Genomic DNA, 12,475 nt, shown 5'->3' with positions numbered 1-12,475 from the left:
AAACATTGCCGGGCAAAGCCCGCTGACACGACCTACCATGACCGAACAAGACAAACGCTGGCAGATTCACCGCCATCTCGCCCAAGACACCGACGAGCGCCTGCAGCTGGTCCGCAATGCACCCAAACGCATCATGCTGATTGGTGCCGATGCCGATATCAGCCGCAGCCTGCTGGCCGCGCGTTATCCCAACGCCGTGTTTGAAGAATACGATCCGAATGCCGATTTTTTGAAAACCGCCGCCGCCGCGCGCAAAGGCGGTTTCTGGCAGAAGCTGACCGGCAAAACCATCCCGCAGCATTGCCAAGCCCTGACTGTGCCGTTGCCCGAGGCATCCACCGATATGTTGTGGGCCAACCTCAGCCTCAGCCGCGCCGACGATATTTTGCCGGTATTGAAAAACTGGGCTACCGCTTTGAAAACCGACGGATTATTGTTTTTCACGCACTTTGGCCGCGACAGCCTGAGCGAGCTGACAGGCCGTCTGAACCATGAAGGCATCGAATGCGAAGCGCCCACGCTGATTGATATGCACGACTTGGGCGATATGCTCGCCGACAACGGCTTTTACGATCCGGTAACCGACACGGCGAAGCTTGAGTTGAGCTATAAAAAAGCCGGGACGTTTTGGCAGGACATGGAAACCTTGGGATTGTGGAATGCGTTGAAGTTCAGCAATCCGCAAGCGGCCAAGGAATGTGTGGATAAGATTTTTGCCAACGAAGGCCGTCTGAACATCACACTTGAAACCGTGTACGGCCATGCCGTGAAGAAATTGGTGTTGCCGCAAGGTGAGAACGTGGTGCAGTTTTTCCCGAAACGGCAGGGCTAGTTTGGCGGTCGTGCCGGTAGGGTTTACACCGCGATTGCGTATTGTCGAATGCGGTTTGGCGTTTGTATCGATCGTCTGTGCTGTTTAATATGTATGAAAAAGGCCGTCTGAAAACTCTTCAGACGGCCTTTTGTTTGATTCCAAATTAAGCCTGTTTGGCAGCCCATTCGGCCGGAGTGGCGGCAACGGAAATCGACAGCGCGTGCAATTCGTTGCTTTCAAGTTGCGGCTTGAGGCCGTCTTTAATCAGGCGGTGGCGGGCGAGGCGGGCTTTGCCTTCAAATGAGGAGGAAACGATGACGGCGAAGAAGTGATGGCCGTCGCCTTCGACTTCGACGTGTTCGCAAGGGGTAACACCTTCAATCAGGGTTTTGACTTGTTCGGGTAAAAGCATGGGGGTTCCTTGGGAAATGGTTTGCTTGTAAAAGAGGGCATTATACCGAATCTTGATAAAACAGGCCGTCTGAAAAACCAAACTTCGGGTTTCAGACGGCCTCGGTCTTTTGAAGCGTCAAATGCTTATTCGTACACTTTCAGCAGCTCGACTTCAAAAATCAAGGTTGCGTGCGGAGGAATCACGCCGCCGGCACCGTGTGCGCCGTAGCCCATTTCGGAAGGAATGGTCAGCTTGCGTTTGCCGCCTTCTTTCATGCCGCCGAAGCCTTCGTCCCAACCTTTAATCACTTGGCCGACGCCCAGAGTGATGGTCAGCGGTTGACGGCGGTCGAGGCTGGAGTCGAATTTGGTACCGTCTTCCAACCAGCCGGTGTAATGTACGGTGATTTCTTTGCCTTTGACGGCTTCTTTGCCGTGGCCTTCTTGCAAGTCTTCAATAATCAGGCTCATGATGTTCCTTTCGGATGTATGGTGAAAATCGGCTCAAGATTACCATATTGTGTGGAATCGTGAAACAAAGCCGTCCATATGGCCGGCAACAAAAAGGCCGTCTGAAACGGATTTTCAGACGGCCTTTGTTTTGTGCTAAACCTTATTTGTTGTCAGGTTGGGATTTGACATCGGTGGATACAGGCAGCTCAGGCATGGTTCGGGCAGATTCAGGAACATTGCCGGAGAGGGCTTTCAAGAAGGCAACGATGTTTTCAGTTTCTTCCGGAGCCAGAGTTTTACCCAATTGAGCTTTCGCCATGATGTTGACGGCTTTATCCAATTCCCAAACGCTGCCGTTGTGGAAGTATGGGTAGGTGCGTTCGACGTTTCTCAAGCCGGGAACACGGAAGAAGAATTCGTCTTCGGCTTTTTTGGTTACGTCCGCACGGCCTTTGTCGTGTTTAGGATCGTCAATGTGTTTCCAGTAAGGACCATCCACCAAACCGAATTTTTGGAACATGGTACCGCCCAAGTTGACGCCGTTGTGACAAGCGATACAGCCGTTGTCCATAAATGCGCGTACGCCTTTGCGTTCTTGTTCGCTCAGGGCAGATACGTTGCCTTTCAGGTAGTCGTCCCAACGGGTCGGGGTCAGCAGGGTACGTTCAAACGCGCCCAATGCGGTGGTGATGTTTTTGAAGGAAACGGCGCCGTCTTCAGGGAATGCGGCTTTGAATTTTTCTTGGTATTCAGGGATACCGGCGATTTTGGCGGCGGCATCGGCTTCGGTCGCGTTGGCCATTTCAACCGGGTTGAGCAATGGGCCGCCGGCTTGTTCTTCCACATCGGCTGCACGGCCGTCCCAGAATTGGCTGCCTAACAAGGCGGCATTCAGAGCAGTTGGGGAGTTACGGCCACCGAATTGGCTTTTGTGGCCCGCGCTGGTCGGCATGTTGTCTACGCCGGCAGTTGCCAAATTGTGGCAAGAGTTACAGCTGACGGTGTTGCCTTTGGACAGGCGGTTTTCGTATCAAAGTTGTTGGCCGAGTTTGACCTGTTCTTCAGTAAACGGACGAACTTTTTGCATTTCGGCTAAGTCAGGCAAAGGTTTGAACGTAGCTTGCGCGCGTTCCAACAGGGCTTTGTCTTCGGCAGAAATATCGGCGGAATTTTGAGGGGCCGAAACGGCGGCGGTGCTTGCGGCAGTATCGGCAGCGCTCGCGGCAGAAGCTGCTTGAGGGGTTTCGGTTGTTTGAGCCGTTTTCTCGCCGCAGGCGGTCAGCGCGGCAGAAACGGCCAAAGCCAAAGCGATTTGGTGGAGTTTTAAACGTGGCATAGGAGGGTTCCTTTGTTATGCGTTTGTTATGTCATGGATTGCTGATTGCACCAGCAATATGCCAACTATAAAAGATAAGGCGGTTTTAATTTTTGTTGTAAATCAACCTTTTAAATTTGATAAATTTTGAAAATATAACTGATAGAGAATTTTATACTATGGAACTTTTTTATTATTTATTTACAATTAGTTACTGTTTTTAAGGCTGTCTGAAAAAATAAAATTCAGACGGCCTTTTAGTTTTTATTGATTACGTTCGTTATTTTCTTTTAAAAAATCTTAATAAATATAGGGTTATTAAAAAATAAAAATAATTTGCATTATTAAACATAAAGCGTTATAAATGCGTTAACAAATGAACGTTTCACTTTAGAGTTTTTTATGCTGATTGCTTTATTGATTATGCTGCGTGAGGGCATCGAAGCCGCCCTGATCGTCGGCATTGTTGCCAGTTTTTTGAAACAGTCGGGACACAGCGAGCTGATGCCGAAGGTTTGGCTGGGCGTGTTTTTGGCTTCGGTCATGTGTTTGGGTATTGGTTACGGCATTCATTCCGCTACTGGCGAGATTCCGCAAAAAGAACAGGAATTGGTGGTCGGCGTCATCGGCCTGGTGGCCGTGGCCATGCTGACGTACATGATTTTGTGGATGAAAAAGGCCGCGCGTTCGATGAAACAGCATCTGCAGGATTCTGTTCAGACGGCCTTGAACCGCGGCAGCGGCCAGGGTTGGGCCTTGGTCGGCATGGCGTTTTTGGCTGTGGCGCGCGAAGGTTTGGAAAGTGTGTTTTTCCTGCTGGCCGTGTTCCAGCAAAGCCCGACGTGGTCTATGCCGATAGGCGCGGTGTTGGGGCTGTTGGCGGCGGTTGTCATTGGTACGCTGATTTATCAGGGCGGTATGCGCCTGAACTTGGCGAAGTTTTTCCGTTGGACGGGCGCGTTTCTGATTGTGGTGGCGGCCGGTCTGCTGGCTGGTTCGTTTCGCGCGCTGCATGAGGCCGGCGTATGGAATGTGATGCAGGATATTGCTTTCGACACATCGAAATATTTGCATGAAGACAGCCCTTTAGGCGTACTGCTCGGCGGTTTCTTCGGCTATACCGACCACCCGACCAAAGGCGAAGTCCTGATTTGGCTGCTGTATCTGGTTCCCGTCATGATTTGGTTTTTGCGCGGCAGCGCGCCGGCAAAAACGTTAACTAAATAAAAAGGAATGAAAATGAAAAAATTCAATCTGACTGCTTTGTCCGTAATGTTGGCTCTGGGTTTGACCGCGTGTCAGCCGCCTGAAGCCGAAAAAGCCGCGCCTGCCGCTTCAGGCGCATCCGCTGCCGCCAATGCCGACGGTTCGGTCAATATCGGTGTGAACGATACTGCCTGCGAACCGATGGAATTGACCGTCCCCAGCGGCCAAGTCGTGTTCAACATCAAAAATGACAGCGGCCGCAAGCTGGAATGGGAAATCCTCAAAGGCGTGATGGTGGTGGACGAGCGTGAAAACATCGCCCCGGGTTTATCCGACAAAATGACCGTTACCCTGCTGCCGGGCGAATACGAAATGACTTGCGGCCTGTTGACCAATCCGCGCGGCAAGCTGATTGTTACCGACAGCGGCTTCAAAGACACGGCCAACGAAGCCGATTTGGAAAAACTGGCACAACCTCTGGCCGACTATAAAGCTTATGTTCAGGCGGAAGCCAAAGAGTTGGTCGCTAAAACCAAAGCCTTTACCGAGGCCGTCAAAGCCGGCGACATCGAAAAAGCCAAATCCCTGTTTGCCGCCACCCGCATCCACTACGAACGCATCGAGCCGATTGCCGAACTCTTCAACGAACTCGACCCCGCCATCGACGCGCGTGAAGACGACTTCAAAGACGGCGCAAACGACGCAGCCTTCACCGGTTTCCACCGCATCGAACACGCCCTGTGGGTGAAAAAAGACGTATCCGGCGTGAAAGAGACTGCCGACAAACTGATGAAAGACGTTGAATCCCTGCAAAAAGAAATCGACGCCCTTTCCTTCCCGCCAAGCAAAGTGGTTGGCGGCGCGGCTGTTTTGATTGAAGAAGTGGCCGGCAGCAAAATCAGCGGCGAAGAAGACCGTTACAGCCATACCGACCTGAGCGACTTCCAAGCCAATGTGGAAGGCTCCAAAAAAATCGTTGATTTGTTCCGTCCGCTGATCGAAGCCAAAGACAAAGCGCTGTTGGAAAAAACCGATGCCAACTTCAAACAGGTTGAAGACATTTTGGCGAAATACAAAAAACAAGACGGCTTCGAGCTGTACGACAAACTGAGCGAAGAAGACCGCAAAGCCCTGCAAGCGCCAATTAATGCCTTGGCAGAAGACTTGGCCAAACTGCGCGGCATTTTGGGTTTGAAATAAGATAACGCGTTTTCAGACGGCCTTTGGATATTGAAAGGCCGTCTGAATCTTATTGCCGCCCACACAAATATGTTTGAAAACCGACCTTACTTCACACGATTGCAATCTTTCCGTTCCCTGCCAAGGAGCAGACCATGAGCCAAAACAAACAACCGGCACAACCCGAAAAACGAACCCTTTTCAAAACTGCCCTTGCCGCCGGCGCCATCGGCGTTGCCGGTTATTTTGCCGGTAAAAAACAAGGCGAAGCCGCCGCCGAGACCCAAAACAACCAACATTCCGAGCTGGCCTATCCGTGTTATGGCGAGCATCAGGCAGGCATCGTCACGCCACACCAGCTCTTCGGCATCATGTGTGCCTTTGACGTTACCGCCAAAGACGCCAAACAACTTGAAAACCTGTTCCGCGCCCTGACCGCCCGCATCGAATTCCTTACCCAAGGCGGCGAATACCAAGACGGCGACGACAAGCTCCCGCCTGCGGGCAGCGGCATCCTCGGTAAACAATTCCGCCCCGACGGACTGACAGTTACCGTCGGCGTCGGCAGCAGCCTTTTTGACGACCGCTTCGGCCTCAAAGACAAAAAACCGAAACACCTGCAGGAAATGCGCGACTTCCCCAACGACAAACTCCAAAAATCTTGGTGCGACGGCGACCTCAGCCTGCAAATTTGCGCATTCTCCCCCGAAACCTGCCAAGCCGCCCTACGCGACATCATCAAAAACACCGCCCAGTTTGCCGTCATCCGTTGGAGCATAGACGGTTGGCTCCCTAAAGCCGAACCCGGCGCCATTGCCGCGCGCAACCTTTTAGGTTTCCGCGACGGCTCCGGCAATCCCAAAGTCGAAGATCCCAAAGTCGCCGATCAAGTCCTGTGGACAGGCGTTGCCGCCAACAGCTTGGACGAACCGGCATGGACGAAAAACGGCAGCTATCAGGCCGTCCGCCTCATCCGCCACTTTGTCGAGTTTTGGGACCGCACCCCGATGCAGGAACAAACCGATATTTTCGGCCGGCGCAAATACAGCGGCGCGCCCATGGACGGTAAAAAAGAGGGCGACACCGCCGATTTCGCCAAAGACCCCGACGGCAAAATCACGCCCAAAGACAGCCATATGCGCCTTGCCAATCCGCGCGATCCGGAGTTCATGAAAAAACACCTGCTCTACCGCCGCGCCTTCAACTACTCGCGCGGCCTCGCCGCCAACGGCCAGCTCGACGTCGGCCTGATTTTCATCTGCTATCAGGCCAACCTTGCCGACGGCTTCATCTTCGTGCAAAACCTGCTTAACGGCGAGCCGCTGGAGGAATACATCAGCCCGTTTGGCGGCGGCTATTTCTTCGTTCTGCCGGGTGTCGAAAAAGGCAGCTTCCTCGGCAAAGAACTTTTAGGCGTATAAATCCGCCGATGGTTTAAATAGATAATAAAAAGGCCGTCTGAAACCTGATTTCCAGATTTCAGACGGCCTGAGTTTTTTCTATCAAACCAAATGTTCCGCCAAGAAAGCCAATGCGTATTCGACGGCTTGCGCCCTTACTGCTTCGCGATCGCCCGTGAATAGCGCGGTTTGCTCAAACGAACCTTCGGGCGTGGCTAGGCCGAACCAGACTGTGCCGACCGGTTTGGCCGCGCTGCCGCCGCCGGGGCCGGCGATGCCGGAAATACTCAAGGCGTAATCTGCCTGCGCGACGGCTTTTGCGCCGCGTGCCATTTCATAGACGGTCTCGCGGCTGACTGCGCCGTGTTTCAGCAAGGTGTCGGGCATGACGCCCAGGCGTTCCTGTTTGGCTTGGTTGCTGTATGTGACGAAGCTTTGATGAAACCACTGCGAGCTGCCGGGAATGGAAGTCAGCGCACCTGCAAGCAGGCCGCCGGTGCAGGACTCGGCGCAGGTAACGGTTTGACGGCGGCTGGTCAGGTGTTCGGCGATGGTTTGCAGATGGGACATGGCGGCTCCTTAATAGAAAAGGGTAAAACCGGGCAGGCGCTTGGCCCGCCGGATTTCAGACGGCCTGAAAGCTGAAATCAGGCTTTCGGCTGGATGAGGTGGACATCGCGTTGCGGGAATGGGATGTTGATGTTGGCGGCACGCAGGTTTTCAACCACTTGTTCGTTCAGGGCGAATCGGAACGGGCCGAGGTTTTCTTCTTGCGTCCACGCCCAAAGGGTGATTTCGATGGCGCTGTCGCCAAGGTTGGTAATGTATACGACGGCAGGTCGTTCTTTGGTTTGAACACACAATGGATGCTCGGTTGCCGCTCTCAATACGGCGTCTTTGGCAACTTTTAAATCACAGGCGTAATCGACGCCGACCACGACTTGGGCGCGGCAGAGGGACAGGGAGGAGCGGTTGACGATGCTGTTGCTCATGACCACGCTGTTGGGCAGGACGACTTCTTCGTTGTCCGGCGTACTCAAAGAGGTCTGCACCATTTTGATTTCGCGGACGATGCCTTCAAAACCGTTGACGCGGATAAAGTCGCCGACTTTAAACGGACGGAAGAGGATAATCAGCGCGCCGGCGGCGAAGTTGGACAGTTGGTCTTTCAATGACAAAGCCACGGCCAGGCCTGCGCCACCGATCAAGGCGGTAACGGAAGTGGTCGGGATGCCGAGTTTGCCCAGTGCGGCGATGATGATGAGGATCAGCAGGCCGATGTTGGCGACGTTGCCGAGGAAGCTGACCAGTGTTTTGTCGACTTTGGCGCGTGTCAGCGCGGCTTTCATCAGTGTTACCACGCGCGTGGCGACCCAGCGGCCGATAAAGAAGATGGCTAAGGCGGCTAGCAGGTTGGTGCCGAAAGACATACCAACTTGGGCGAGGTGTTCCCAGCCGGAGAAGGAGGAGAGGGCTTGAAGATCGAAATTCATAATTGTGTGTGCGTGTGAAGTTGTTTAAAAGGTTATTGTAAAACAAGGCCGTCTGAAAAACTAATGATTTGGTTTTTCAGACGGCCTTTAATCTTTCTTAAATTTTTTTCAGCTTAACGTAAAACGGTTTTGCTCCAACGGCTCACCCATTGTTTTTGTTTGGTGTTGATGTCGGCGCGGTTGGGGGAATCGCTGTGTTTCGGGGTTTGGGCAAACTCGAATACTTTGGGCAGCGGCGTGTTTTTGACTGCCGGATAGACCCACATTTCGGCAGGCAGGGCTTTTTGCACGTCGCCGCTTTGCAGCCAGCTTACCAGTTTGGCCGCCAGCTCGGGTTGTTTCGCGCCTTTCAAAACGGCCGCGCCTTCAACTTGGCGGAATGTGCCGCCTTTGAGGAAGAGGTTGCCGGTGGGCGGGGTGCTGTATTTGCCTTTGGAGTAGTGGACTTCGGCCGCCGGGCTGGTGGCATAGCTGACCACGAGGGGATAGGCACCGCCGTTTTGGGTGAAGTCGGTGTAGTAGGCTTCGCTCCAGCCTTTGGCGACTTTCACGCCGTTTTGGCGCATTTGCGCCCACCATTTGAACGCGCCTTCTTCACCCATGCCGCCGATGTTGGCCAAGAGGAAGGAGAGGCCGGGCGAGGAGGTGGCGGGAGACGGGGTCACCAGAAGGTTTTTATATTCCGGTTTGGTCAGGTCTTGCAGGGTTTGCGGCAGGGGCAGTTTTTTCTGTTCAAACCATTTTTTGTCGTAGTTGATGGCGACATAGGCGTAATCGACGGCCAGCGCATCGGGCAGGGACGCGGTTACGGGCGCGGATTTGGGTTGGCTGGCGGCGAGGATGCCGGCGGCTTTGGCTTTGCCGATGTTGGCGTTGTCCAAACCGTAAACTGCATCGGCAATCGGGTTGGCCTTGCTCAAAATCAGCTTGTTGAGCATTTCGTTGCCGCTGCCTGCCTTGATGACGGACACTTTGGCATCGTTGGCTTTTTCAAATTGCGCGATGACGGATTGGGGCAGGCTGAAGGATTTGTGCACGGCCAGACGCACTTCGGTTTGAGCGTACAGGTTTGCCGAAGCCAGCAACAGGGCGAGGGCGGACAATTTCAGTTTCATTCTCTTTCCTTTGTACGGGTAAAATACGAAATATCATAACAAAATCTGCATATCAAGGCACGATATGAATCATTCCCCCGTTTGGCTGTTTGACCTCGACAACACTTTGCACAATGCCGAAGCCGGCATTTTCTACATCATCAACCGCGCCATGACCGAATACATGGCAGGCCGTCTGAAACTTTCCGAAGAAGCCGCCTCCCACCTGCGCCAAGATTATTGGCACCGATACGGCGCGACGCTTGCCGGTTTGCAAATCCACCATCCCGAAGTCGATATCGATGAATTTTTGCGTGAAAGTCACCCGCTTAAGCAAATTTTGGCAAAGGTGGAGGGTATGGATGGAACTGATGACGTTTTAGGCCGTCTGAAAGGGCGAAAAGCCGTATTTTCCAATGGGCCTTCGTTTTATGTCCGCGCATTGGTTGAAGCCTTGGGCTTGGAAGCGCATTTTGACGGCTTGTTCGGCACGGATGACTTTGGCCTGCTCTACAAACCCAATCCGCAAGCCTATCTCAACGTCTGCCGCCTGTTGGGCGTCAAACCCGAACAGTGCATTATGGTAGACGACAGCGCCGACAATCTGCACCAAGCCAAAGCCTTGGGCATGAAGACCGTTTGGTACGGCGAAAAAGCCCATCCGTTGCCATTTGCCGACGGCATGGCGAAAGATATGCAGGGTTTGCTTGAATTTTGCACAAAACTGCCGTGAAATTTTTAAAAATCAAGTACAATACACGGTATTGACGACATTTAAAAACAAGGACAACATCATGCGTAAACTCGCTTTAATCCTGACTGCCGCCGCCGTTTTGGCCGGTTGCTCTTGGGAAACCTACACCACCGAATCCGGCCGTACCGCCGTACGCCAAAAGTATGCTACCGGCACACCCATTGTTTATCAGGACGGTACTTATTCTAAAAACATGAATTACAACCAGTTCCGCCCAGAGCGCCGCGCCGTCCAATCCCATCAAGCGGAACACGCTGAACGCGGCCAAAACTGGCAAAAACCGCAATTTGCCAACCAACAGCCAGCAACCGAATAACAATATCCCCAAGGCCGTCTGAACTTTTCAGACGGCCTCAAACAACGACAACGGAAACCGTATCATGGCTCAGACAGCTTTAAATATCGTCATCCTCGCCGCCGGCAAAGGCACGCGCATGTACTCCAAAATGCCCAAAGTGCTGCACCGCATCGGAGGCCTTCCCATGGTTGAGCGCGTTATCGACACCGCCGCCTCCCTGAATCCCCAAAACATCTGCGTCGTCATCGGCCACGGCAAAGAGCAGGTCTTGGACACCGTCAAACGCGATGTCGTTTGGGTTGAACAAACCGAACAGCTCGGTACCGGCCACGCCGTCAAAACCGCCCTGCCGCACCTTGCCGCCGAAGGCCGCACGCTGGTGTTGTACGGCGACGTCCCCCTGATTGACGCAGCCACCCTCGAAACCCTGCTCGAAGCCGCAGGCAACGAAGTCGGCCTGTTGACCGACGTGCCCAACGACCCGACAGGTTTGGGCCGCATCATCCGCGACAGCAACGGCAGCGTAACCGCCATTGTCGAAGAAAAAGACGCCGATGCCGCCCAAAAAGCCGTAAAAGAAATCAACACTGGCATTTTGGTTCTGCCTAACGCCAAACTTGAAGCTTGGTTGAACAGCCTTTCCAGCAACAATGCCCAAGGCGAATACTACCTGACCGACCTCATCGCCAAAGCCGTTGCCGACGGCATCAAAGTTCATCCCGTCCAAGTCCGCGCCTCCCATCTGGCCGCCGGTGTGAACAACAAACTCCAACTGGCCGAACTCGAGCGCATTTTCCAAATCGAACAGGCGCAAGAATTGCTCAAAGCAGGCGTCACCCTGCGCGATCCGGCACGTTTTGATTTACGAGGCCGTCTGAAACACGGACAAGATGTCGTGATTGATGTCAACGTCGTCATCGAAGGCGAAGTCGAACTCGGCGACAACGTCGAAATCGGTGCCAACTGCGTGATCAAAAACGCCAAAATCGGTGCCAACACCAAAATCGCCCCATTCTCCCATTTTGAAGGTTGCGAAGTCGGCGAAAACAACCAAATCGGCCCATACGCCCGTCTGCGTCCGCAAGCCAAACTGGCCGACGACGTACACATCGGCAACTTCGTCGAGGTCAAAAACGCCACCATCGGCAACGGCACCAAAGCCAACCACCTCACCTACATCGGTGATGCCGAAATCGGCAGCAAAACCAACTTCGGCGCTGGCACGATTATTGCCAACTACGACGGCGTGAACAAACACAAAACCGTCATCGGCGACGAAGTGCGCATCGGTTCAAACTGCGTTTTAATCGCCCCCGTAACGCTGGGCAACAAAGTGACGACAGGCGCAGGCAGCGCAATTACCAAAAACGTCGAAGACGGCAAACTCGTCCTCGCCCGTTCGCGCCAAACCGTCATCGAAGGCTGGGTACGTCCGGAAAAAGGCGATAAGAAGTAAAACCGGCCTTTTATTTATTTTCAGACGGCCTTGAGAAACAACAGGCCGTCTGAAGGTAAGAAAGATTTAATTTTCATAGGACGTATAATGGAAGAAAACACTGATATAGAACAAGCTCGAAGTTTGGTTATCGAGACATCTAGATTAATGGTTGCATATCGAGACAATAGTGAAAAACTTGTGAATGATGTTCGAAATGAGTTAGACAAATCTTTAATTGAACAACGTCGTATGCTTGTTCAAATGATTAGGGAGGAAGTAACAAAAGAAGTCTCTCAAACTGTTTATGCTTATGTAAAAGATATGGAAAAAGCACGTAATCAGATGGCAGATCAAGTTAGAGAGTTTAATGGCTACCTTCGGAAAGTACAGGAGGAAAATAATAAAATTTCTTCCCGTTCAGTATGGGTTACATCGCTAACATTGGCAACGTTGGTTATTGGGGGAATTGCATTGATTTGGTTTTATTCGGGAGTTATTCAGAGTAAGAAAATTGATGCAGATATGGTTACACGGATTAATCAAGCAGATATTGTCCGTTGCGGAAATGATTTATGCGCAAGGACAAGTAAAGCTGGAGAAAATGGGTATAGAGTTATTCATAAACGGTAAAAATAGTA

Annotated in this window: 13 protein-coding genes and 1 pseudogene; 8 read left to right on the top strand and 6 right to left on the bottom strand. The window is 52.6% G+C overall.

All coding sequences use genetic code 11. The features are described from left to right. The first annotated feature begins 37 nt into the window (after positions 1-37). Complete coding sequence (locus FOC66_RS08530) at positions 38-832, top strand: methyltransferase domain-containing protein (protein WP_003747703.1); 795 nt, start codon at positions 38-40, stop codon at positions 830-832. A gap of 145 nt (positions 833-977) precedes the next feature. Here FOC66_RS08530 and FOC66_RS08525 read toward each other — a convergent pair whose 3' ends face one another. From FOC66_RS08525 to FOC66_RS08515, 3 genes and pseudogenes are all read right to left on the bottom strand, one after another. Then, positions 978-1,226, bottom strand: a complete 249-nt coding sequence (locus tag FOC66_RS08525; RefSeq protein ID WP_003686612.1) for a BolA family protein — start codon at positions 1,224-1,226, stop codon at positions 978-980. 125 nt (positions 1,227-1,351) lie between these two features. Further along, positions 1,352-1,681: an FKBP-type peptidyl-prolyl cis-trans isomerase gene (locus tag FOC66_RS08520; RefSeq protein WP_094192864.1), complete on the bottom strand. Its 330-nt coding sequence runs from the start codon at positions 1,679-1,681 to the stop codon at positions 1,352-1,354. Positions 1,682-1,820: 139 nt separating this feature from the next. Next, positions 1,821-2,996: pseudogene (locus tag FOC66_RS08515) on the bottom strand (cytochrome-c peroxidase). Between the two features lie 381 nt (positions 2,997-3,377). On the opposite strand from FOC66_RS08515, the gene efeU reads away from it, so the two are divergent. The 3 genes from efeU to efeB all read left to right on the top strand — a co-directional run bounded on the left by efeU (position 3,378) and on the right by efeB (position 6,781). Further along, positions 3,378-4,202, top strand: coding sequence for an iron uptake transporter permease EfeU (efeU, locus tag FOC66_RS08510; RefSeq protein ID WP_003747695.1), 825 nt, complete (start codon positions 3,378-3,380; stop codon positions 4,200-4,202). Between the two features lie 12 nt (positions 4,203-4,214). Further along, entirely contained in the window at positions 4,215-5,381 is a 1,167-nt protein-coding gene (gene efeO, locus FOC66_RS08505; protein ID WP_003747693.1) for an iron uptake system protein EfeO, read from the top strand. A gap of 134 nt (positions 5,382-5,515) precedes the next feature. Next, positions 5,516-6,781 (top strand): iron uptake transporter deferrochelatase/peroxidase subunit, encoded by a 1,266-nt coding sequence (efeB, locus tag FOC66_RS08500; RefSeq protein WP_003747690.1) that lies wholly within the window; start codon positions 5,516-5,518, stop codon positions 6,779-6,781. Between the two features lie 81 nt (positions 6,782-6,862). On the opposite strand, the gene FOC66_RS08495 is transcribed toward efeB, so the two are convergent. From FOC66_RS08495 to FOC66_RS08485, 3 genes are all read right to left on the bottom strand, one after another. Next, positions 6,863-7,330 carry a CinA family protein gene (locus FOC66_RS08495; protein WP_003747688.1) on the bottom strand — a complete coding sequence of 156 codons (468 nt, stop codon included), beginning with the start codon at positions 7,328-7,330 and terminating at the stop codon, positions 6,863-6,865. Between the two features lie 77 nt (positions 7,331-7,407). Continuing rightward, positions 7,408-8,253: a mechanosensitive ion channel family protein gene (locus FOC66_RS08490; RefSeq protein WP_003747685.1), complete on the bottom strand. Its 846-nt coding sequence runs from the start codon at positions 8,251-8,253 to the stop codon at positions 7,408-7,410. A 113-nt stretch (positions 8,254-8,366) separates the two neighbouring features. Further along, positions 8,367-9,368: a thiamine ABC transporter substrate-binding protein gene (locus tag FOC66_RS08485; protein WP_003747683.1), complete on the bottom strand. Its 1,002-nt coding sequence runs from the start codon at positions 9,366-9,368 to the stop codon at positions 8,367-8,369. A gap of 64 nt (positions 9,369-9,432) precedes the next feature. On the opposite strand from FOC66_RS08485, the gene FOC66_RS08480 reads away from it, so the two are divergent. The 4 genes from FOC66_RS08480 (at position 9,433) to FOC66_RS08465 (ending at position 12,467) form a co-directional block, all read left to right on the top strand. Then, the gene (locus FOC66_RS08480) at positions 9,433-10,080 is read left to right on the top strand and encodes a pyrimidine 5'-nucleotidase (protein ID WP_003747681.1); all 648 of its coding nucleotides are present in this window, start codon (positions 9,433-9,435) and stop codon (positions 10,078-10,080) included. Between the two features lie 61 nt (positions 10,081-10,141). Then, positions 10,142-10,417: a membrane lipoprotein lipid attachment site-containing protein gene (locus FOC66_RS08475; protein WP_003747679.1), complete on the top strand. Its 276-nt coding sequence runs from the start codon at positions 10,142-10,144 to the stop codon at positions 10,415-10,417. A gap of 64 nt (positions 10,418-10,481) precedes the next feature. Continuing rightward, on the top strand, positions 10,482-11,855 hold the full coding sequence (glmU, locus tag FOC66_RS08470; RefSeq protein WP_003747676.1) for a bifunctional UDP-N-acetylglucosamine diphosphorylase/glucosamine-1-phosphate N-acetyltransferase GlmU: 1,374 nt from the start codon (positions 10,482-10,484) through the stop codon (positions 11,853-11,855). A gap of 87 nt (positions 11,856-11,942) precedes the next feature. After that, the gene (locus FOC66_RS08465; protein ID WP_003747674.1) at positions 11,943-12,467 is read left to right on the top strand and encodes a hypothetical protein; all 525 of its coding nucleotides are present in this window, start codon (positions 11,943-11,945) and stop codon (positions 12,465-12,467) included. Positions 12,468-12,475 lie beyond the last annotated feature (8 nt).

The sequence above is a fragment of the Neisseria mucosa genome (assembly GCF_013267835.1).
GTDB lineage: Bacteria > Pseudomonadota > Gammaproteobacteria > Burkholderiales > Neisseriaceae > Neisseria.
This window is presented reverse-complemented; position numbering and strand designations above follow the sequence as displayed.

What these genes read in the sequence shown, in the direction of transcription:
- FOC66_RS08530 (WP_003747703.1), top strand. Translation starts at nt 38, where the DNA reads ATGACCGAACAAGACAAACGCTGGCAGATTCACCGCCATCTCGCCCAA.
- FOC66_RS08525 (WP_003686612.1), bottom strand. Translation starts at nt 1,226, where the DNA reads ATGCTTTTACCCGAACAAGTCAAAACCCTGATTGAAGGTGTTACCCCT.
- efeU (WP_003747695.1), top strand. Translation starts at nt 3,378, where the DNA reads ATGCTGATTGCTTTATTGATTATGCTGCGTGAGGGCATCGAAGCCGCC.
- efeO (WP_003747693.1), top strand. Translation starts at nt 4,215, where the DNA reads ATGAAAAAATTCAATCTGACTGCTTTGTCCGTAATGTTGGCTCTGGGT.
- efeB (WP_003747690.1), top strand. Translation starts at nt 5,516, where the DNA reads ATGAGCCAAAACAAACAACCGGCACAACCCGAAAAACGAACCCTTTTC.
- FOC66_RS08495 (WP_003747688.1), bottom strand. Translation starts at nt 7,330, where the DNA reads ATGTCCCATCTGCAAACCATCGCCGAACACCTGACCAGCCGCCGTCAA.
- FOC66_RS08490 (WP_003747685.1), bottom strand. Translation starts at nt 8,253, where the DNA reads ATGAATTTCGATCTTCAAGCCCTCTCCTCCTTCTCCGGCTGGGAACAC.
- FOC66_RS08485 (WP_003747683.1), bottom strand. Translation starts at nt 9,368, where the DNA reads ATGAAACTGAAATTGTCCGCCCTCGCCCTGTTGCTGGCTTCGGCAAAC.
- FOC66_RS08480 (WP_003747681.1), top strand. Translation starts at nt 9,433, where the DNA reads ATGAATCATTCCCCCGTTTGGCTGTTTGACCTCGACAACACTTTGCAC.
- FOC66_RS08475 (WP_003747679.1), top strand. Translation starts at nt 10,142, where the DNA reads ATGCGTAAACTCGCTTTAATCCTGACTGCCGCCGCCGTTTTGGCCGGT.
- glmU (WP_003747676.1), top strand. Translation starts at nt 10,482, where the DNA reads ATGGCTCAGACAGCTTTAAATATCGTCATCCTCGCCGCCGGCAAAGGC.
- FOC66_RS08465 (WP_003747674.1), top strand. Translation starts at nt 11,943, where the DNA reads ATGGAAGAAAACACTGATATAGAACAAGCTCGAAGTTTGGTTATCGAG.